The sequence below is a fragment of the Amycolatopsis sp. genome (assembly GCF_036008905.1).
Taxonomy (GTDB): Bacteria; Actinomycetota; Actinomycetes; order Mycobacteriales; family Pseudonocardiaceae; genus Amycolatopsis.
The window spans coordinates 1-19,295 of sequence record NZ_DASYMU010000067.1; the positions used below are offsets into that span (position 1 = coordinate 1).

Here is a 19,295-nt window from a genome sequence, read left to right on the forward strand (position 1 = left end):
CACCAATGACGCGGATTTTCCCCCCTCAACACGCTGACAAACTCTTCGCCGAAGCGCTAGCTGAAATTGCTGAGCGACCCAACCCAAAACGACGACTACGCGCATACCCACGCGTCGTCAAACGACGGCAAGTCGGAGCGACACTCACCAAACGAGCCGACCACCGAGAAGCAAGGTACGCGGACCCACCGAACATCCGGCTGACACCTCGGGCAGCTTAAGTCAGTGGCATTGCTGTCGACAGATGGCGGGCGAGCGTGCACAGACTGCACTTGGGGGTGCGTGGGTTGCACTCAAGCGTGCGTGGGGCGCGCTTGAGTGCAAAGCCGGGTTAGGCGACGGGGGTGTAGTGGGAGGCGTCGCCTTGTAGGGACGTGGAGGGGGTGTTGTCGATGCCGACGGGGACGTCGCCGGCGACGGTGACGCGGTGCAGACGCCGGGGGAGATCGTCGTAGTTGTCGACGGCGTAGTGCTGCGTGATGCGGTTGTCGAACAGGACGAGCTGGTTCGGCTCCCAGCGCACGCGGACGACGTTTTCGGGGCGGGTGACGTAGGTCTGCAGCAGGCGCAGGATGTCGCGGGACTCGCCCGAGGACAGGCCGACGATCCGCTGGGCGAAGCCGCCGATGAACAGGCCGCGTTCGCCGGTCGCCGGGTGGACGCGCACGACCGGGTGCACGGTCTGGTACTGCTTCGCCGTGAACACCTCGCGACGCTGTTTTTCCTTCTCGCCCACGGATTCCGGTGCGCGGGCGTAGTCGTGGTCGTTGGTGTGGACAGCCCGGAGAGTGTCGGCGAAGGTGCGCAACGGGTCGGGGAGGTCGCGATAGGCCGCGGCCGAGTTGGCGATCAGGGTTTCGCCGCCGTAGGGCGGGATGACGAGGCTGCGCAGCGTGCTCGCCTTGGGCGGGTTGAGCACGAAGGTGACGTCGGTGTGCCACTGGTTCGCGCGGCCGCCGTCCTCGCTGTCGACGGGCAGCACGCTGGGCGCGCCGTCGAGCGAGGGGACGGTCGGGTGCGCCTTGGTCAACTCGCCGAAGTAGCTCGCGAACCGCTGCTGCCCGGCATCGTCCACATTGGCCTCGCGGAAGAACAACGCCTTGTGCTCGTGCAGCGCGTCGGTCAGGAACGTGACGGTTTCGGTGTCCAGCTCGGCCGACGGGTCGACGCCGACGATCTCGGCGCCGATCCGGCCGGTGAGTTTGCGGACGTCTCGTTCGGTGCTGATGGCGGTCATGCGGCGTACTCCTTCGCTCGGTGCTGATTTGCCGGACGCGCGAGGCCGTAGTGCTCGCGCAGGGTGGAGCCGGTGTACTCGGTGCGGAACAGCCCGCGCCGCTGGAGCTCGGGGACGACGAGGTCCACGAAATCGTCGAGACCGCCGGGCAGTGTCGGCGGCATGATGTTGAAGCCGTCGGCCGCGCCCTCGGTGAACCAGTGCTCGAGCTGGTCGGCGATCTGCGTCGGCGTCCCGGCGAAGACGCGGTGGCCGCGACCGCCGGCCAAGCGCTCGATCAGCTGGCGGATCGTGAGGTTCTCGCGCCGCGCCAGGCCGGTCACCAGGTCGAACCGGCTCTGCGCGCCTTCGGTGTGCGTGCCGACCTCGGGCAGCGGGCCGTCGAGCGGGTACAGCGAGATGTCGTGGTCGAGCATGTTCGACAGCTGCTTGACGCCGTATTCGGGCGTGATCAACGCGTTCAGCTCGGCTTCGCGCTGCCGCGCTTCGGCTTCGGTCCGCCCGATGATCGGGCTGATCCCGGGCAGGATCTTCACCTCGTCCGGCGTCCGTCCGTACTGCGCCAGGCGCGCTTTGACGTCGTCGTAGAACGCCTTGCCCTCCGCGAACGTTTGCTGTGCGGTGAAGACGGCCTCGGCGTGCCGCGCCGCGTAGTCCTTGCCTGTCTCGGATGAGCCTGCCTGCACGAGCAACGGGTAACCCTGGACCGGCCGCGGGGTGTTCAGCGGCCCGCGGACCTGGAAGTGCTTGCCGACGTGGTCGACGCGGTGGATCCGCTCGTCGTCGGCGTAGATCCCGCTGTCCTTGTCGATCAGTGCGGCGCCGTCTTCCCAGCTGTCCCAAAGCTTTTTGGCGACCTCGACGAACTCGGCCGCGCGTTCGTAGCGCAGTTCGTGGTCGGGCCGCTTATCGAGGTTGAAGTTACGGGCTTCGTCTTGACCCGCCGAGGTGACGATGTTCCACCCGGCGCGCCCGCCGCTGAGGTGGTCGAGCGAGGCGAACTTGCGGGCCAGGTGGTACGGCTCGTTGTAGGTCGTCGACGCCGTCGCGATCAGTCCTATGTGCTCGGTCGCACCGGCCAACGCGGAGAGCAAAGTCAACGGCTCGAACAGGTTGTGCGAGTTGTAGCGGACGTTGCCCCACAGCGCGACACCGTCGGCCAGGAACAGCGAGTCGAGCTTTCCGCGTTCGGCCGTCTGCGCGAGGCGGACGTAGTGCGCCAGCGAACGTGCCTGCCTCGGCTGCGACTCGGGGTGCCGCCACGCGGCTTCGTGATGCCCGTTCTCCATCACGAAGGCGTTTAGGTGCAGCTGCCGCCTTGTTGAACTCATCGCGAACTTTCTCCTTGCTGGCGCCAGGTCGAGAAACGCCGTTCGAACAGCACGAAACCTTGGTTGACGAGCAGCCCGAGGACGGAGACGGCGATGATGCCGGCGTACATCTTCGGGATTTCGAAGTTCACCTGTGTGGTGTTGATGAGGTAGCCGAGCCCGGCTTTCGCGCCCACCATCTCCGCCGCGATGAGCACGAGGATCGCGTAGGTGCCCGCCATCCGGATGCCGGTGAAGATGGTCGGGACCGCCGACGGCAGGATCACCTTCCGGAACAGTGTCGGATTGGACAGCCCGAGCGAGCGCGCGGCCTTGACCAGTAACGGATCCACGGTCCGGACACCGGCGATCGTGTTGAGCAGCACCGGCCACACGCAGGCGTAGACGACGAGCGAGATCTTCGACGTCTCGCCGATGCCCAGCAGCAGCGTGAAAACCGGCAGCAGCGCCAACGCGGCAGTGTTGCGCGCCAGCTCCAGCAACGGGTTGAGATACGCCGCCAGCGGTTTGTACCAGGCGATCAAGAGTCCTAACGGGACGGCGACAGTGACCGCGATCGCGAACCCCGCCGCCGAACGGCCGAGACTGGCCTGGAGGTGATCGAGCAGCTGGCCGTTCTCGATCAGGCCCCACAGCGCGACGACGTCCTCCGAAACGGGCGGGAGGAAGGTCCGCGTGCCTTCGTCGAGCACGTACCGCGGGATGAGTTCCCACGCCGCCAGGAACAGCACAATCGCCGCGGAGCTACGGGTGACGCGGCCGAGGAACCGGGCTGCTCGACCGAATCGCGGCGGCTTTTCCGATGGCAAGGACGAAATTCGTGGAGGTGTCAGGGGCGGTGCGTTGAGAGTCGTCGTCATCAGGCGGCCCTTCTCTCTGCTTCACTGGCCTTGAGGACTTCGTCGTGGAGCAGTGTCCAGATCTCGTGACGGTGCCGGACGAACACCGGATCGGAGCGCAGGTCGCGATCGTCGGTGCGGTCGCCGAGATCGACACCGACGACCTGCTTGAGCCGTCCTGGCCGGGACGTCAGCACTGCTACCTGCTGGCCCAGGTACACCGCTTCGTCAATGCCGTGAGTGATGAAGACGATCGTTTTGCCGGTGCGGTGCCAGATCCGGAGCAGCTCGTCCTGCAGTTGCTCCCGGGTCTGCGCGTCGAGCGCCGCGAACGGCTCGTCCATCAGCAGCACGTCCGGGTCGTAGGCGAGGCTGCGGGCGATGGCGACCCGCTGCTTCATCCCGCCCGACAACTCGTGTGGATAGCGCTCCTCGAAGCCGGAAAGCCCGACCAGGTCAAGGAATTCGCGGGCTCGGTCGGCTCGTTGGCGTTTGCCGAGGCCTTGGCCTTCGAGGCCGAATTCGACGTTCGCCCGTGCGGTGCGCCACGGGAACAGGGCGTACTGCTGGAAGACGACGCCGCGATCGAGGCCGGGACCGGTGATCGGCTTGCCGTCGATGAGGATTTCGCCGGACGTCGGTGTGGTCAGGCCACCCAGCAGGTCGAGCAGCGTCGACTTGCCTGATCCGCTGGGGCCGACCAGCGATAGGAACGTGCCGCTTTCGATGTCGAGCGTGATGTCGTCGAGCGCCAGCAGGCTGCGCGTTTCGGGGTTGTCCTTGGTGGGACGGACGGGGAAGACCTTGCTGACCGCGTTGATGCTGATCTTGGTGGTCTTGTTGGACACTGTGGTCACCGCCCCGCTACCGGCGTGGCGCCGTCACGGTAGGGGTTGAATTCGTTGGTGTAGATCTTCGCCGCGTCGAACTTGTCGCTCTTGATGACGCCGGTGCGGTGCAGCCAGTCCGTCCAGCGGGTGAAGTCCTGATCGCTGATGAGGCCGCCCGGCGTGGAGATGCCGACACTCTTCCAGTATTTCAGTGTGTCGGTGCTTTCGTTGCGGCCACGGTCATCGACGATCTTCGTGAACTCGGCGATGACCTGCTCGCGCGGGGTGGTGCGCTCCCATTCGATGGCCTTCGCCACCGCGCCGACGAAGATTTTCGCGGTCTCCGGGTACTTCTTGATGAAGTCGTTGCGCAGCACGTACGGGCCGCCGTTGTAGGAGCCGAGGATCTTGTAGTCGTCGAACAGCGAACGCAACCCGCCCGTCGCCAGCGCGTGGTCCTGCAGGACACCGCTGAGCGCGCCGGCGTCGACCTGCCCGTTGCGGATGGCTTCTTCGGTGCTCACCGGCGGGATCACCACGAGCTGCACCTGTTTGATCTCGTCGTCGGAAAGCCCGGCCTGGCGCAGATAGGTGTTGATCACGGCTTCCGCGTTGGCGCCCACGGTGTTGACGCCGATCTTCTTGCCGATCAGGTCGCGGGCGGTCCGGATAGGACTGTCCTCTTTGACGTAGTAGCCGGTGAACGTCTTTTCGTCGTAGCCGTAGTAGTTGATGACGGCCTTGACCGGTGCGCCCGCTTCGATCAACTTGACCACCGCGCCGGTGAACGCGCCGCCGAAATCGGTCTGGTCGGTGGCCGCGGATTGGATGTCCTGGGGCCCACTGATGGTGTTTCCGACCCATTTCAGCTTGACCGGGCCGAGGTAGCCGAGATGCTCGGCCAATTCCGGCAGGGAAACGGTGTTGGCCGAGCCCTGATAGCGCAGTTCGAGCTTTTCGGGCTGCCCGGGAACGCTGGTGGCGGTGGCTGATTCACCGCAGGCGGAAAGCATCGCCGCCGCCAGGAGGGCGACCGCGGCGGCGAGTGCGGGACGTGTTCTTTTCACGGTTCGTCTTTCTGGTTCAGGGTCGTCGAATACCCGAAAAGCCGATGCGGCCATTCGGAACAGTGCTCGATTACTGGAGGCTCGGGCTCAAGTCTGCAAGTGGGAAACAGTGCCGTCAATATTGCGAGTTTTTGAATTAACCCACTTCGTCGAGGAGATTCAGTGGATCGCCGTAGAGCAGGTCGAGCATCACCGTGCACGCCGCGGTGGCGAGCTCGGTGCCGGGAAAGCTAGTGGTGACAACGGTTTGTGCGGGATCCTCGCAAATGGACGAACGGTCTCTTACCTCGTCACGCACGGCCGAGAGACAGCGAGGAAGATCGAATCCCTGTCCGGCGAGCACGAGGACTTCGGGATTGAGGACGTCGATGAGCAGCGCCGCGGCCTGGCCGACGACCTTCGATCGGTCGAGGAACAGTTGCCGTGCAACGGAATCGCCACTCCGGGCGAGCTCCAGCAGGGTCTGGAACGACGGTTCGGCGATGAGACCCAGTTCGGCGGCACGCCGCCCCAGTGTCTGTTCGGAGATCGTCGCCTGCAAGCAGCCGTTCCGGCCGCACGCGCAGGGCTCGACGCTGTCGGGAACGGTGAGGTGGGCGACCGCCCCTGCGGCCGAACGCGGGCCGTGGTGCACGGTGTCGCCGGTGGCGAACGCGGCGTCGACGACGTTGCCGACGAACAGTTGCAGCACACTCGACCTGGTCCTGGACTGTCCGAACAGGCGTTCCGCGTTCACCAGCGCCCGCGAATGCGCGTCCACCCGGACCGGGAGCCCGGTCGTTTCGTGGAGCACCTCGCCGGCGGGAACGTCATGCCAGTCCAGCAGTGGATGTTCGATGATCGTTCCGGTGGCCTGGTCCACCCAGCCACCGGTGGCGACACCGAGGCCGAGCGCTTCCCGGTCGCCGCCGTGGTCGTCGAGCAGGACGTCGATGAGGAAACCCGCTCGCTGCAATACTTCCACCGCGCCGGCGCCCGCGTGCGGAACCGCGCGTTGCGTGACGATCCGGCCACGCAGGTCCATCAACGCGAGCGTCACGTGGTGCAGCGCGATGTGCACGCCGCAGATGAGGTGACGATCGGTTTCGACGTCGACCGGCACATGCGGGCGCCCGATCGCCTTGGGGCCCGCGACTTCCGGCAGTTCCCGGAGCAGGCCGAGCTTCGCCAGTTCGGCGCTGTGTCCGGTGACCGACGCGGGGGAGAGACCGGTGAGTCGCGCGATCGTGCTCCGTGCGACGGGACCGTGATCGAGCAGCGTGCGCAGGACGGAACTCGCGCTCGAACTCCGCCTTGTGCCCGGTCGCGCCGCGGAACCGTTGCGGTGCATGGTTTCCCTCTCCGGCGGAGTACGGCGAACGTCAGTCGGGAACGAGCATCACGCGACACATCGCGCCCGCCTGACGCCGGAGATCGACGTGGCGGCGAGAGGTGAAGCCTGCGGCCTGGGGTGCCATTCACCGATACTCGCAGAGCCGGAGAGGGTTTCCTAGCAACGGTGTCCCGCGCTCAGGATGTGGGACTCACCAGTCGTGCAGGGTGCCGTCCGTCAGCCGGTTCACCGGGAAGTAAGCGGCTTCGGTCTCCGCGGTGTGCGGCAGTGCCCAGCGCGTCGCCATCTGTCGACAGATGGCGGGGTAACCCAATCTGGTCACCACGGTCTTGCTGCCGTGGGGCGCGAAGCCGTCGAAGTCGCGGCCGCTGCTGTCGTATCAGGTCGCGGAGGACAGCGCGGCTCCGCAATGCGCGATCTCGTACCAGCTGCGTCAGGGCGCGGGCAACGAGACATTTACAAGTACTGCACCGGCGGCGGGGATGTCGCGTACCAGCGGGACATTCTCAGTGAGCACATCGCCTTGGTCATCATCGGTGCCGCCGACGCGCTCAACTGGCTGAAGGCGCGGCTGGCCGACAAGCCCGCGGCTCCCGGCTGCGGCAAGAAGACGGTCCTGTCGTCGTTGCTCTCGCCGGGCGCGCTGCCGACGTTCGGCGAGAGCCTCTACAACGACTTGCTTGCCCTGCTTGGCCGCCCCATCCGCTGAACATTCTGAAGGTCGAATCAGGCGGCGTTGAAGTCGTCCGGGTTCGGGCCGGTGCGCTCGCCCCGGTCCAAAGAGGACAGACTGGAGACCTCGTCGTCGGTCAGCGCGAAGCCGAAGACGTCGAAGTTTTCGCGGATCCGGGTCGGGGTGACCGACTTGGGGATCACGACGTTGCCCAGCTGCAGGTGCCAGCGGATGACGATCTGCGCCGGGGTGCGGCCGTGCTTCTCGGCGAGTGCGACGATCGCGGGCTCGCTCAGCAGGTCCCCGCCCTTGGCGAGCGGGCTCCACGCCTCGGTGGCGATGTCGTGCTTCGCGTCGAACGCGCGGACTTCGGCCTGCTGCAGGTACGGGCTCAGCTCGACCTGGTTCAGCGCGGGGACGGTGCCACCGGTCTGCAGGATCCGCTCGAGGTGCGCGGGCTGGAAGTTGGACACGCCGATCGCGCGGACCCGGCCGTCGGCGTAGAGCTTCTCGAACGCCTTCCAGGTGTCGAGGTACAGATCGCGCTCCGGCGTCGGCCAGTGGATCAGGTACAGGTCGAGCGTTTCGAGGCCCAGCTTTTCCATGCTGGCGTCGAACGCCCGCAGGGTCTTGTCATAGCCCTGCTCGGAGTTCCACAGCTTGGTGGTGACGAACAGCTCGTCGCGCTCGATGCCCCCGGCGGCGAGTGCCTTGCCCACGCCCGCTTCGTTGCCGTACAGGGCGGCGGTGTCGATGCTGCGGTAGCCGGCGTGCAGGGCGGCCGACACCGCGGCGGTGGTCTCCTCGTCGGGGACCTGGAACACGCCGAAGCCGAGCTGCGGCATTTCGACGCCGTTGTTGAGCTTGAGGTTGGGAACGGTGCTCACGTTGTCTGTTTCCTTACTTCTGTTGCCGGATCAGGGAATGATGCTGTTCGCGACGCCGCCGTCGACGCGCAGTGCGCCACCGGTGGTGGCCGACGAGTGCTCCGACGCCACATAGGTGACGAGGTTCGCGATCTCCGCCGGGCGGATCAGGCGGCCCAGCAGGGAGGTCGGGCGGCCTTCGGCCATGAACTTGTGCTCGGCCTCGGAGAACGGCACTCCGGGGTAGAGCCCCTTGATGAACTCCTCGACACCCGCTGTCAGTGTCGGGCCGGGGAGCACGCTGTTGACCGTGACGCCCATGCCGGCGACTTCCTGGGCCATGCCACGGGAAACCGACAGCTGCGCGGTCCTGGTCATTCCATAGTGGACCATCTCGGTCGGGATCTGCACGGAGGATTCGCTGCTGACGAAGACCACCCGGCCCCACCCACGTCCGACCATACGCGGCGTGTAGTGGCGCGCAAGCCGGATGCCGGACAGGACGTTGACCTCGAAGTAGCGCTTCCACTCGTCATCGGCGATCTCGAAGACCGGTACGGCCTCGAAGATACCCGCGTTGTTGACGAGCACGTCGACGTCGGGGAGTTCCGAGGTGAGCTTCGCCGCACCTTCGGCGGTGCCGACGTCGGCGGCGATACCGCGGACCTTCGTGCTGCCAGTGGCTTCGGCGAGCTGCTTGACCGCGTTCGCGATCCGCTGGTCGTCACGGCCGTTGAGGACCACGTCGGCACCGGCGCGCGCGAGGCCTTCGGCGATCGCGTAGCCGATTCCGGAGGTCGATCCGGTGACGAGAGCCGTCTTGCCGGTCAGGTCGATGTTCATGAAGCTGAGATCCCTTCCTTGGGTTCCATGGTCGCCGAGATCGGGGCTTTCCGCCGGTTACGGCGGTCCAGCAGACCCGAGAGGACGGCCACGGCGAGACCGGACGCGGCGAGTGAAGCGCCGATCCAGTTGGGGGCGGCGTAGCCGAGGTTGTGCTCGATGGCCATGCCGCCGAGCCACGCGCCACCGGCGTTTCCGAGGTTGAACGCGGCGATGTTGGCGGCCGACGCCAGCGCCGGAGCGCCCGTGGCCTTCTGCATCACGCGCGCTTGGAGCGGCGCGACGGTGGCGAATCCGGCGGCGCCGAACACCACGATCGTGAGCGCCGCGGGGAGCTGCCAGTGGGCGGTGAAGACGAACGTCAGGAGCACCACGGTCAACGCCGAGAGGATGACGTAGAGACTCGGCATGAGCGATTTGTCCGCGGCCTTGCCGCCGAGCAGGTTGCCGACGAACAGCCCGCCGCCGAACAGCACGAGCAGCCAGGTGACGGACCCGGTCGAGAAGCCGGCCACCTCGGTCATCATCGGCGCGATGTAGGTGAAGGACGCGAACACCCCGGCGAACCCGAGCGCGGTCATCGCGAGCGCGAGCCACACCTGCACGTTGCGGAACACGGCGAGTTCGCTGCGCAGGCCGCCACCAGGGACGACGGTCTGGCGTGGCACCAGCGTCAGGATGCCGATCAGGCCGATTACGCCGAGCACGGTCACCGCCCAGAACGTCGAGCGCCAGCCCAGCGCCTGGCCGAGCGCGGTGCCCGCCGGCACGCCGAGGACGTTGGCCACGGTCAGGCCGGTGAACATGATCGCGATCGCGCTGGCTTGTTTTGCCGGTGCGACCAGCGAGGCGGCCACGACCGAGCCGACGCCGAAGAACGCGCCGTGGGACAGCGCGGCGACGATCCGCCCGGTCATCAGCAGGCCGTAGCTGGGGGCTATCGCCGAGATCACGTTCCCGGCGATGAACAGCCCCATCAGGCTGACCAGCACGGTCTTGCGCGGGATGCGGGAACCCAGCGCGGTCAGCAGCGGCGCGCCGACGACGACACCCAGCGCGTAGCCGGAGATGAGGAGGCCCGCGGATGGGATCGACACGCCGAAGTCGTTCGCGACCTCGGGCAGCAGGCCCATGACCACGAACTCGGTGGTACCGATGCCGAAGGCGCTGATGGCCAGCGCTAGCAGGGCAGCGGGCATGGAACGGTCATCTCCCGAGGTAGTCTTTTGTCAGGCGTTCGCAACTATGAGCGTCCGAAATAGTTGCACACGCGGGTTATTGCGCACGCCGACTAACGTAGCATGCAAAGATCAGGGCGCAAGCCGAGAGCGCCCGAGCGAGAGGTGAACCGTGTCACTGGCAGACGACGCTGTGGAGGCACGCGCTCAGGGATGGCGCACGCTCGCCGCTCTGCACGCGCGGATCGAGGACAACCTGGAGCGCGTGCTTCAGCAGGAACACAAACTGTCCGTGAGTGAGTACAGCGTGCTCGACGCGCTGGGGCGGCAGGATGGGTTCCATTTGCGGATGAATCAGCTGTCTACGGCGGTGGTGCTGAGCCATTCGGCGACCACGCGGTTGGTGAGTCGGTTGGAGGACCGCGGGTTGTTGCAGCGGTACTTGTGCCCGACGGATCGGCGCGGGATTTATACCGAGGTGACGGCTGCTGGGCGGGAACTGTTGGAGACGGCTCGGCCTTCTCACGACGGGGCGCTGGCTGACGCGTTGGCCGCTGCGGAGGAGTTGCCGGAGTTGGCTCCGCTTGTTGGGGCGTTGTCGACGCTTACTTACCCCGTGGGGTGACCGGGGGCCGACCCAGCGTGGGTCGTGAGTGCGTAACAGTGTTCTAACACTGTTACGCACTCACGACTTCGGGGTCAGGGGCAGAGGGCCATGGGGAGGGTGCCGGGGCCGCTGATGGAGAGGTGGACTGACGCGATGGTGACGGCGGAGCCGGAGGCGATTCGGAAGTCCGTTTGCTCGTTTTCGCGGCCGGCGAAACCGGCGTCGGGGACGGTGAGGGCGGCGGTTTTCCAGGTGTTGGTGCCGGTGCGGGCTATGGAGCCGGCGGACTGGTAGGCACTGCCACCGTGCGCGTCGTACTGGACTTGGAACGAGTCTGTGCCGGAGTCGTAGTAGTCGATGGTGAACACCGTGGCGAAGTTGCCGTCGTAGGCGAGTCCATTGTCGACGGTGAAGTACATGTTCAGGTTGTTCGGCACCTTTTGCACGGTCTGCCTGGCGTTGCGACCGTCCACTGTGACCGGTGTTGTCGCGCCGTCGCCTGGGGTTTCGTATTGGGCGAGGCCGTTCGACACGTTTTGTTCGCCTAGGGTGGCGCAGACTTTTGCGGTGTCACCGGCGCCGACTAACGCCACCGGGAATTCCAGTCGGGGGAGTGCGGTCGACGCCGAGGTCAGGTTCAGGGCGATGGAACTGAAGCCCTGTACGACATCCGGGTCCGCGGACAGTGAGACGTCTACTGCGCCGGTTCCGTCTGGGGCGAGCTGGACTGTGCCTGAAGACGGGGTCACGGTGACTCCGGCGGGTGGCTGTGCGGTCCAGTTGAAGGAGTGCACAGTGCTTGGCTTGGCCGGTTGTGCGCCTGCGCCGACGGCGAACTTCAGGGTGCTGGCGGTCTGCGCGCCGACGGCGACGATCGCGCGTTCGGGAGTGCTGGTCAGGTCGACCGGGGTTACGCCCGGCGGGAATTGGGCGGGGACGGCGGGGAAGGACGGTGGTGCGGTGCCCCAGGACTTGTTGGGAGTGCTGGAAAGCCGGTAGTCGATGTTCGTGGTCTGGGCGCATTTGCCGTCGCCGAACAGTGTCGAGCCGCGCAACCAGGCTTGCTGTGACGACTTGCCGTTGACCGATAGGCCTTGCACGTATTGCTTTGTCGACGCGTTCGGCGCCGAGATGTTCACCTTGGCCTGGCCAAGGTTCAGTTTCACCGACGGGAACAGCGGCGAGGTCAGCGCAAGGGTGTCCGTGCCCGAAGTCGTCGGGTACATGCCCATCGACGACCAGACGAACCACGAGCTCAGCGCGCCGAGGTCGTCGTTGCCGGGCTCACCGCCGGGCGTGTTCGAGTACACCGTGGTCAGTGTCTTCCGCACGGTTTCCTGGGTCTTGTAAGCGGATCCGGCGTAGTTGTACAACCACGGCACGTGCATGTTGATCTCATTGCCCGCCCAGAAATGCGGGTCGTTGGGCCCGGCGTTGTTCTTCGTGAAGAACTCGTCGAGCCGCCGGTTCGCGTTCGTGTTGCCGCCCAGTGCGTCGAACAGGCCGCGGACGTTCTGCGGCACCAGCCAGAGGTACTGCGCCGCGTTGCCTTCCTGGAAACCCGACTGCCCGAACCGTTCCATGCCGGTGGTCACCGGGTTTCCGCCGGGGAAGTTCCCGGCGGCGTCGCGCGGCTGCAAGAAGCCCGAACCGGGGTTGAGCAGCTTGGTCCAGTTCTGTGAGCGGCTCAGGAATTGGCTCGACGTCGACTTCTGGCCGAGCGCTTGGGAGAACTGGGCGATGCTGAAATCGGCGAGCGCGTATTCGAGTGTCACCGAAGCGCCGTTGTCGACGTCCGAGATCGAGCTGCGGCCGACGTTGGGGACGTAGCCCAGTTTCAGGTAGTCGGCCAGCCCGGCGCGCTGCTCGTAGTAGCCCTGCCCGAGGGTTTCCGGGGTCTGGACCACGGTCGCGCCCTTGACCATGGCGGCCAGCGCGGCCTTGGTGTCGAAGTTGCGAGCGCCGAAGGCGTAGGCGGACGCGATCATCGGGTCGGCCGCGTCGCCGTTCATGACGTCGACGTAGGCGTTGGCCACCGGCCACTTCGGCAGCCAGCCGCCCTGTTGCGCGCTGGTTACCAGCGACTGCATCATCTGGCTGGTCTCTTCGGGCGCGATCATCGCCTGCAGGGGTACCAGTGAGCGGTATATGTCCCAGCCGGAGAAATTGGCGTACTGCGCCTTGCCCGGCGCCACGGAATGGATCTTGTTGTCGAATCCGGGATACTGCCCGTTGACGTCGCTGAATACGTTCGGGTGCAGCAGGCAGTGGTAAAGCGCGGTGTAGAACTGCACCTGCTGGTCGTGCGTCCCGCCGCCGATTTCGATTTTCGACAGCTGCTTGCGCCAGGCCGCCCGCGTCGCGTCCGCGACTTTCTGGCGGTTCCAGCCCGGGATTTCCGACTGCAGGTTCGCCAGCGCGTTGGCCGTGCTGACGTAGGAGATCGAGACCTTCATCCGCACCTGGCTGCTCTGTGCGGTGTCGAAGCTGACGTACGCCCCGGACTGCAGCCCGGTCGCGCTCGTGCTGCCGGGGTTGACCGTGGCGTCGTTCCAGGTGCCGTGCGCGCTGAACGGACGATCGAAGGTGGCGGCGAAGTAGACCGTGGAAACGTTCTGCTGCGCGCAGAAGTGACCGCCGCTGATCGACCCGGTCACCTTGCCGTCCTTGATCTGAACGGCGGTGTCGGTGTTGCCGTTCTGCGAGTAGCCCACCTTGAACAGCAGGCTGGCCTCGGCGCCGGCGGGGAAGCCGAATTCGCCGATGCCCGCGCGGGTCGTCGTGGCGACGTTCGTGGTGATCCCGCCGAGCTTCGTCGCATACGTTCCGGGGCTCGCCTGTTCGTCGGCGTGGCTGAACGGCTGGGTCGTCTTTCCCGGTGTGGCACCGATGTTCCCGCTCACCGGGAGTATCGGGAGATCGCCTTGGATCGGGCAGCCGACACCGGACAGGTGTGTGACGCTCAACCCGGTGGTCGCGGAATCGTCGTAGTTGTAGCCACCTCCCGCTGGGCGGGACGTCGTTTCCGGGCTCCAGGTGAGCATCCCGAACGGGGCCGCGGCGCCGGGGAACGTGTTGACGGAGCCGACGAACTCACCGCCGCTTCCGGTGCCGATAAAGGGGTTCACCAGCGTTGTCGAGTCGACGGCGGCCTTCGCTTCGACGTCGGCGTGTGCCGTTGCCGCGCCCAGTGTCCCGGCCGCGAGCGCGACCACGACTCCGGTGCCGAGGGACCGGAAACCACGGCGGAAGTATCCGCTTGAGCGCATCTCGTCTCCCCGAACGGGTTTAGTTCACCTTGTGGACTAAATCGACCCATGTATAGCAGTGTGACTGCGATCACGTCAAGAAGCCGGGCGGCCTAAAACTGTTGTCTCAGCAGGCATTTTGTCTTGCAAGACATTGTCGACTCGCGGCGGAAAATTTTCGCAAGCGCTTTCTGGAACCAGTAATTAGGGTTCTGGGAATACGAACCACTGCTCCATTCGTGGGACATCGAACTAGGTCAAACACGACAAACCCGCAGGTCAACCCTAAGTTCGGGACATGTAACAAGTAGGCAACGCCCCCGAAACCGTTGACCCCGCTCGATCAGGTGACTTAATTTGTTGGCCCACTAGACAAAATTGGTGGTTGCGTTGGATTCCTCCCTTCCCCTCCGGCCGGTCAGATCGGCGCGTCCCGCCGATCAAGCGACCGTCCGCCGCAGCAACCTCACGTTGGTGCTGCGGCACCTTCGTGATGGCGGCCCGCGGTCGAGGGCCGGGATCGCGATGGACACCGGGCTCAACAAGGCGACGGTGTCGAGCCTGGTTTCGGAACTGGCCGAGCTCGGCTTGGCCCGCGAAGGAGACCTCGAGCGCGCCGGAGCGGTCGGCCGCCCCGGCAAGATCGTCGAGCTCGACGGTCGCCGTGTCGGCGGCATCGGCGTCGAGATCAACGTCGACTACCTGAGCGCGCTCGCCCTCGACCTGACCAACGCGGTGCTCTTCGAACAACGCGTCGCACTCGACGTCCAGGCCCTCACCATCGACAAAGTGCTTGACGCGGCAGCGGATCTCACCGCACGGGCGCTGCGGGAATGCGGCAGGCTCAACGTCGTCCCGGCCGGGGTGACCATCGCGATCCCGGCTCTCGTCGACGTCGCGGCCGGGGTGGTCGCGTTCGCGCCGAACCTCCGCTGGCGCGATGTCGCGGTGGTCAAGGGTTTGGTCGACCGGCTCACCGCCAGGCTCGGCAGCCCGGCTTTCCCGATCCGCATGGCCAACGACGCCAACCTCGCCGCGCTCGGCGAGTACGCCATGGGCAGCGTCGCCGGCACCCCGGATCTCGTGTACCTCACCGGCGAGATCGGCGTCGGTGGCGGTGTGATCGCCGGCGGACGGCTTCTCAGTGGCGCGGAAGGGTTTTCCGGCGAGATCGGCCACATCCAGCTCGACCCGGGCGGCCGCCAATGCGGCTGTGGCCGGCGTGGCTGCTGGGAAACGCTGGTCGGGATGGCCGCGATGCTCCGGCTCGCCGCCGAACCCGGTGACCCGGTGCACGACCCGTCGCTCGATCTCGAACAACGCCTCGACATGATCCGCCGCCGGGCCGCGGTCGGCGACCGCCGCACCCTCGCCGCGCTCGGACAGGTCGGCACCGGCCTCGGCGTCGGCGCGTCGATCCTGATCAACGTCTTCAACCCGCGAGTGGTCGTGCTCGGCGGGTACTTCGCCCAACTGGGCCCCTATCTGCTCGCCCCGATGATGGCCGAACTCAAGTCGAGGGTCATCGCTCCGGATATCGGCGGGTGCCGGGTCGAACTGTCCTGGCTGGGATTTTCCGCCGCTTCCCGCGGTGGTGCCCATGTCGCGCTCGAGGCCGTGCTCGACGACCCGGCGCTCGTCGCGTTGCCGGGCCCGGCCAAGGAAAGGCACAGCGGATGACTTTGCTGACGATGGCGGAAATCGTCAAGGTGTTCCCAGGGGTCCGGGCACTCGACGGCGTCGACCTGTCGGTCGAAGCCGGGGAAGTGCACTGCCTGCTGGGCCAGAACGGTGCCGGGAAGTCGACCCTGATCAAGGTGCTCGCCGGCGCGCACCAGCCGGATGAGGGCGTGATCGAGATCGACGGCGAGGCCGTGTCGTTCCCGAACCCGGTCTCGGCGACCAAACGCGGGATCGCGACGATCTACCAGGAGCTCGACCTCGTCGACGGGCTTTCGGTGACGGAGAACATCTTCCTCGGTCACGAGAAGTCGAGTGGTGGTTTCGTGCACCGCCGCGAGATGCAGGCGGAGGCCCGCAAACTGCTCGAACAGCTGGGGCACGCCGAGATCCCGGTCGGCCGGGAGGTGTGGCGCCTGTCCGCGGCCGGCAAGCAGATCGTCAGCATGGCGCGGGCGCTGTCCCACGACGCCCGGCTGATCGTGATGGACGAGCCGTCGGCCGTGCTCGCCGCCGACGAGGTCGCCAACCTGTTCCGGGTCATCCGCGGGCTGACCGGACGCGGGGTCGCCGTGCTCTACATTTCCCATCGCCTGGAGGAGATCCGCGAGATCGGCGACCGCGTCACCGTGCTCAAGGACGGCCGCACGGTCGCGACCGGGCTTCCCGCCAAGACCACGGCGACGGTGGACCTGGTGTCCTCGATGACCGGCCGCCGGGTCGAGTTCGCCTTCCCCGAACGCCCCGACGCCGGAAGCCACGACAGCGAACCGGAAGTCCTCGTCGTCGACGGCTTGACCCTGGACGGCTCGTTCAGCGATGTCTCCTTCTCCGTGCGGGCAGGCGAAATCGTCGGACTCGCCGGGCTCGTCGGCTCGGGCCGCTCGGAAATCCTGGAGACGGTCTACGGCGCACGGCGTCCGACCTCCGGGCAGGTCCGGTTCGGCGACAAGCTGATGCGGGCGGGCTCGGTGACGGCGTCGGTCCGCCAAGGCATGGGCCTGGCGCCCGAGGAACGCAAGAGCCAGGCGCTGCTGCTCCACGATTCCGTCGCCCGCAACGTTTCTCTCGCGTCGCTGCGCAGGTTCGCCAAGTTCGGCTGGATGAACCGCAACCGCGAACTCGCCGAAGCGCAGGAAAAGACCGACGCCCTCGAACTCCGCCCGTCCGACATCAGCCGCACTGTCAGCAAGCTGTCCGGCGGGAACCAGCAGAAAGCGGTGCTGGCGCGCTGGCTGCTGCGGGGGTGCAAGTTGCTGTTGCTCGACGAACCGACCCGGGGCGTCGACGTCGGCGCGCGGGCGGAGTTGTACGCGGTCATCCGCGAACTGGCCGATTCCGGGGTCGCGGTGGTGCTGGTTTCCAGCGAGGTCCCCGAAGTCCTCGGCCTGGCCGACCGTGTTCTGGTGCTCCGGGAGGGCCGGGTGGTGTTCGAGGCCGACGCCCGCGAACTCGACGAGCACCGTGTTCTGGATCTTGTTATGGAGGCGGTATGACCGAGCAAGTCGTGGTGGCCGACCCGCCACCCACGCGTCGGGGGTTTTCGATGCGGCGCATGAAGGACGTCCAGAATCTCGGCCTGGTGGCCGTGCTGGTGTTGCTGGCCATCGCCGGCACGGTGACGAAGCCCGACCAGTTCTTGAGCACGGACAACCTGATCCTCGTGCTCACCCTGGCGTCGATCGTCGGGGTGATCACCGTCGGGATGACCTTCGTCATCATCGGCGGCGGGATCGACCTGTCGGTGGGCGCGGTGGTCGCGCTCTCCACGGTGTGGGCGACGACCAAGGCCACCCAGTCCTACGGCATCGGCGGGATCATCTTCTGCGCCCTGGCCGTCGGCGTCGGGTGCGGACTCGTGAGCGGCCTGCTCATCGCCTACGGCAAACTGGTCGCCTTCATCGCGACCATCGCCATGCTGGCCAGCGCTCGCGGCCTCGCGATCCAGCTGTCGCAAGGGAAAACGCAGGTCGTCAACTTCCAGAACCAGGGCCTGGTCGACCTCGGGTACAAGAAGAGCTACATCCTCGGCATCCCGCCGCTGGTGATCATCTTCGTGATCGTCGCGATCCTCGGCTGGATCGTGCTGAACCGCACCACCTTCGGCCGCCGCACCTTCGCCATCGGCGGCAACCCGGAAGCCGCCCGGCTCGCCGGTATCAACGTCAAGCAGCACACCCTCCTGCTGTATGTCCTTTCCGGACTGTGCTGCGGGATCGCCAGCGTGATGCTCGTGATCCTCACCAGCAGCGGGACCTCGGCGAACGGCAACCTCTACGAACTCGACGCGATCGCGGCGGTGATCATCGGCGGCACCCTGCTCTCCGGTGGCCGCGGCTCACTCGTCGGCTCGGTACTGGGTGTCCTCGTCTTCACCCTGATCAGCGTGCTCTTCACCCTCAACAACCTGCCCACCGCGGTCCAGCAGATCGCCAAGGGCGCGATCATCGTCGTCGCTGTGCTCGTTCAGCGTCGTGCTTCAAACGAGAGGACATCGTCATGACCACACCCAGGTCCGGGCTCAATCGCCGCGGTTTCTTGGCGGCAGCGTCGGCGCTCGGCGTGGGGGCCGTCGCCACCGCCTGTACGGGCAACACCGACGAAGCCCCGCCGGCCGCGGCGGGGAACGCGCCCGCCCAGAACGCCCAGAACTCCGCACCGGGCAAGCTGGTGACGGTCGGGTTCGCCGGCCCGCAGGCCGACCACGGCTGGCTGAACGCGATCAACGTCAACGCCAAGGCGGAGGCGGCGAAGTACACCGACGTCAAACTGGTCGTCACCGAGGGCTCGAACGACGCCGCCGTGCAGGCCAGCCAGGTCGACTCGCTGATCAGCCAGAAGGTCGACGTCCTGGTGATACTTCCCGCCGACGGCAAGCAGATGACCCCGGCCGGGCGCAAGGCGATGGACGCGGGGATCCCGGTCATCAACCTCGACCGGATCTTCGACTCCTCACAGAGCTACCGGACCTGGGTCGGTGGCGACAACTACCGCATGGGCCTCAACGCCGGTACCTACATCGGGCAGAAGCTGGGCGGCAAGGGCACGGTCCTCGAACTCGCCGGCATCGATACCCTGGAGCTGACCCAGCAACGGTCCCAGGGCTTCGACGACGGGCTGAAGAACTTCCCCGGCATCCAGAAACTCGGCCGCGCGGCGGCGGAGTTCAACGTGCAGACCGGGCAGGCCAGGATGGCCGAGCTGCTCCAGGCGCACCCGAAGTTCGACGCGATCTGGAACCACGACGACGACCAGGGAATCGGTGCGCTGCAGGCGGTCCAGCAGGCCGGCCGGACCGACTTCCTGATGGTTGGTGGCGCGGGCTCGAAGGCCGCGATGGAGCAGATCAAGGCCGACTCGTCGGTGCTCAAGGCGACCGTGCTCTACCCGCCGACGATGTCCGCGTCCGCGATCCGGCTGGCGCGTTTGCTCGGTCAGGCCAAGGGCCTCGGTGACCTCGCCGAGCAGGAGATCCCCGCGTCGGTCACCTTGTTCTCCGCGGTCGTGACCAAGGAAAACGTAGACAAGTACCTGCCTTTCTCGTTCGAGTGACTGGGGTTCGC

The 19,295-nt window shown here is 66.5% G+C and carries 17 protein-coding genes; 6 read left to right on the forward strand and 11 right to left on the reverse strand.

Annotated features, from left to right (window positions below):
* Nucleotides 1-331: 331 nt before the first annotated feature.
* From VGP60_RS12730 to VGP60_RS41685, 7 genes are all read right to left on the reverse strand, one after another.
* Nucleotides 332-1,237, reverse strand: a complete 906-nt coding sequence (locus tag VGP60_RS12730) for a TauD/TfdA family dioxygenase (protein ID WP_327548166.1) — start codon at nucleotides 1,235-1,237, stop codon at nucleotides 332-334.
* The gene (locus VGP60_RS12735) at nucleotides 1,234-2,568 is read right to left on the reverse strand and encodes an LLM class flavin-dependent oxidoreductase (RefSeq protein WP_327548167.1); all 1,335 of its coding nucleotides are present in this window, start codon (nucleotides 2,566-2,568) and stop codon (nucleotides 1,234-1,236) included. Before VGP60_RS12735 ends, VGP60_RS12730 begins: the two co-directional genes overlap by 4 nt.
* Nucleotides 2,565-3,428, reverse strand: a complete 864-nt coding sequence (locus VGP60_RS12740; protein ID WP_327548168.1) for an ABC transporter permease — start codon at nucleotides 3,426-3,428, stop codon at nucleotides 2,565-2,567. The genes VGP60_RS12735 and VGP60_RS12740 overlap by 4 nt, the downstream gene beginning before the upstream one ends.
* Nucleotides 3,428-4,255: an ABC transporter ATP-binding protein gene (locus tag VGP60_RS12745; RefSeq protein ID WP_414640335.1), complete on the reverse strand. Its 828-nt coding sequence runs from the start codon at nucleotides 4,253-4,255 to the stop codon at nucleotides 3,428-3,430. Before VGP60_RS12745 ends, VGP60_RS12740 begins: the two co-directional genes overlap by 1 nt.
* A gap of 5 nt (nucleotides 4,256-4,260) precedes the next feature.
* A complete protein-coding gene (locus VGP60_RS12750; RefSeq protein WP_327548169.1) occupies nucleotides 4,261-5,304 on the reverse strand; it encodes an ABC transporter substrate-binding protein in 1,044 nt (347 codons plus the stop codon).
* A 136-nt stretch (nucleotides 5,305-5,440) separates the two neighbouring features.
* Complete coding sequence (locus VGP60_RS12755; protein ID WP_327548170.1) at nucleotides 5,441-6,634, reverse strand: ROK family transcriptional regulator; 1,194 nt, start codon at nucleotides 6,632-6,634, stop codon at nucleotides 5,441-5,443.
* 31 nt (nucleotides 6,635-6,665) lie between these two features.
* A complete protein-coding gene (locus VGP60_RS41685) occupies nucleotides 6,666-6,761 on the reverse strand; it encodes a putative leader peptide (protein WP_414640336.1) in 96 nt (31 codons plus the stop codon).
* Between the two features lie 285 nt (nucleotides 6,762-7,046).
* On the opposite strand from VGP60_RS41685, the gene VGP60_RS12760 reads away from it, so the two are divergent.
* Nucleotides 7,047-7,346 (forward strand): lipase family protein, encoded by a 300-nt coding sequence (locus tag VGP60_RS12760; protein WP_327548171.1) that lies wholly within the window; start codon nucleotides 7,047-7,049, stop codon nucleotides 7,344-7,346.
* A 17-nt stretch (nucleotides 7,347-7,363) separates the two neighbouring features.
* Here VGP60_RS12760 and VGP60_RS12765 read toward each other — a convergent pair whose 3' ends face one another.
* From VGP60_RS12765 to VGP60_RS12775, 3 genes are all read right to left on the reverse strand, one after another.
* Complete coding sequence (locus VGP60_RS12765) at nucleotides 7,364-8,155, reverse strand: aldo/keto reductase (protein WP_414640338.1); 792 nt, start codon at nucleotides 8,153-8,155, stop codon at nucleotides 7,364-7,366.
* A 72-nt stretch (nucleotides 8,156-8,227) separates the two neighbouring features.
* Nucleotides 8,228-9,019 carry an SDR family oxidoreductase gene (locus VGP60_RS12770; protein ID WP_327548173.1) on the reverse strand — a complete coding sequence of 264 codons (792 nt, stop codon included), beginning with the start codon at nucleotides 9,017-9,019 and terminating at the stop codon, nucleotides 8,228-8,230.
* Nucleotides 9,016-10,218, reverse strand: a complete 1,203-nt coding sequence (locus VGP60_RS12775) for an MFS transporter (protein ID WP_327548174.1) — start codon at nucleotides 10,216-10,218, stop codon at nucleotides 9,016-9,018. The genes VGP60_RS12770 and VGP60_RS12775 overlap by 4 nt, the downstream gene beginning before the upstream one ends.
* Before the next feature lie 151 nt (nucleotides 10,219-10,369).
* Here VGP60_RS12775 and VGP60_RS12780 point away from each other — a divergent pair, with 151 nt between their 5' ends.
* Nucleotides 10,370-10,822: a MarR family winged helix-turn-helix transcriptional regulator gene (locus VGP60_RS12780; RefSeq protein ID WP_327548175.1), complete on the forward strand. Its 453-nt coding sequence runs from the start codon at nucleotides 10,370-10,372 to the stop codon at nucleotides 10,820-10,822.
* A gap of 74 nt (nucleotides 10,823-10,896) precedes the next feature.
* Here VGP60_RS12780 and VGP60_RS12785 read toward each other — a convergent pair whose 3' ends face one another.
* The gene (locus VGP60_RS12785; RefSeq protein ID WP_327548176.1) at nucleotides 10,897-14,073 is read right to left on the reverse strand and encodes a GH92 family glycosyl hydrolase; all 3,177 of its coding nucleotides are present in this window, start codon (nucleotides 14,071-14,073) and stop codon (nucleotides 10,897-10,899) included.
* Between the two features lie 453 nt (nucleotides 14,074-14,526).
* Between VGP60_RS12785 and VGP60_RS12790 the strand changes: the two genes are divergently transcribed.
* The 4 genes from VGP60_RS12790 to VGP60_RS12805 are packed head-to-tail and all read left to right on the forward strand — an operon-like array spanning nucleotide 14,527 to nucleotide 19,284.
* Nucleotides 14,527-15,732, forward strand: a complete 1,206-nt coding sequence (locus VGP60_RS12790; protein ID WP_327548177.1) for an ROK family protein — start codon at nucleotides 14,527-14,529, stop codon at nucleotides 15,730-15,732.
* A complete protein-coding gene (locus tag VGP60_RS12795; RefSeq protein WP_327548178.1) occupies nucleotides 15,729-17,228 on the forward strand; it encodes a sugar ABC transporter ATP-binding protein in 1,500 nt (499 codons plus the stop codon). Before VGP60_RS12790 ends, VGP60_RS12795 begins: the two co-directional genes overlap by 4 nt.
* Nucleotides 17,225-18,235, forward strand: a complete 1,011-nt coding sequence (locus VGP60_RS12800; RefSeq protein ID WP_414640337.1) for an ABC transporter permease — start codon at nucleotides 17,225-17,227, stop codon at nucleotides 18,233-18,235. The genes VGP60_RS12795 and VGP60_RS12800 overlap by 4 nt, the downstream gene beginning before the upstream one ends.
* Nucleotides 18,232-19,284 carry a substrate-binding domain-containing protein gene (locus tag VGP60_RS12805; RefSeq protein WP_327548179.1) on the forward strand — a complete coding sequence of 351 codons (1,053 nt, stop codon included), beginning with the start codon at nucleotides 18,232-18,234 and terminating at the stop codon, nucleotides 19,282-19,284. Before VGP60_RS12800 ends, VGP60_RS12805 begins: the two co-directional genes overlap by 4 nt.
* The last annotated feature ends 11 nt before the right edge of the window (nucleotides 19,285-19,295 follow it).

What these genes read in the sequence shown, in the direction of transcription:
- VGP60_RS12770 (WP_327548173.1), bottom strand. Translation starts at nt 9,019, where the DNA reads ATGAACATCGACCTGACCGGCAAGACGGCTCTCGTCACCGGATCGACC.
- VGP60_RS12800 (WP_414640337.1), top strand. Translation starts at nt 17,225, where the DNA reads ATGACCGAGCAAGTCGTGGTGGCCGACCCGCCACCCACGCGTCGGGGG.
- VGP60_RS12760 (WP_327548171.1), top strand. Translation starts at nt 7,047, where the DNA reads ATGCGCGATCTCGTACCAGCTGCGTCAGGGCGCGGGCAACGAGACATT.
- VGP60_RS12795 (WP_327548178.1), top strand. Translation starts at nt 15,729, where the DNA reads ATGACTTTGCTGACGATGGCGGAAATCGTCAAGGTGTTCCCAGGGGTC.
- VGP60_RS41685 (WP_414640336.1), bottom strand. Translation starts at nt 6,761, where the DNA reads ATGGCACCCCAGGCCGCAGGCTTCACCTCTCGCCGCCACGTCGATCTC.
- VGP60_RS12740 (WP_327548168.1), bottom strand. Translation starts at nt 3,428, where the DNA reads ATGACGACGACTCTCAACGCACCGCCCCTGACACCTCCACGAATTTCG.
- VGP60_RS12775 (WP_327548174.1), bottom strand. Translation starts at nt 10,218, where the DNA reads ATGCCCGCTGCCCTGCTAGCGCTGGCCATCAGCGCCTTCGGCATCGGT.
- VGP60_RS12755 (WP_327548170.1), bottom strand. Translation starts at nt 6,634, where the DNA reads ATGCACCGCAACGGTTCCGCGGCGCGACCGGGCACAAGGCGGAGTTCG.
- VGP60_RS12735 (WP_327548167.1), bottom strand. Translation starts at nt 2,568, where the DNA reads ATGAGTTCAACAAGGCGGCAGCTGCACCTAAACGCCTTCGTGATGGAG.
- VGP60_RS12785 (WP_327548176.1), bottom strand. Translation starts at nt 14,073, where the DNA reads ATGCGCTCAAGCGGATACTTCCGCCGTGGTTTCCGGTCCCTCGGCACC.
- VGP60_RS12765 (WP_414640338.1), bottom strand. Translation starts at nt 8,155, where the DNA reads ATGCCGCAGCTCGGCTTCGGCGTGTTCCAGGTCCCCGACGAGGAGACC.
- VGP60_RS12730 (WP_327548166.1), bottom strand. Translation starts at nt 1,237, where the DNA reads ATGACCGCCATCAGCACCGAACGAGACGTCCGCAAACTCACCGGCCGG.
- VGP60_RS12805 (WP_327548179.1), top strand. Translation starts at nt 18,232, where the DNA reads ATGACCACACCCAGGTCCGGGCTCAATCGCCGCGGTTTCTTGGCGGCA.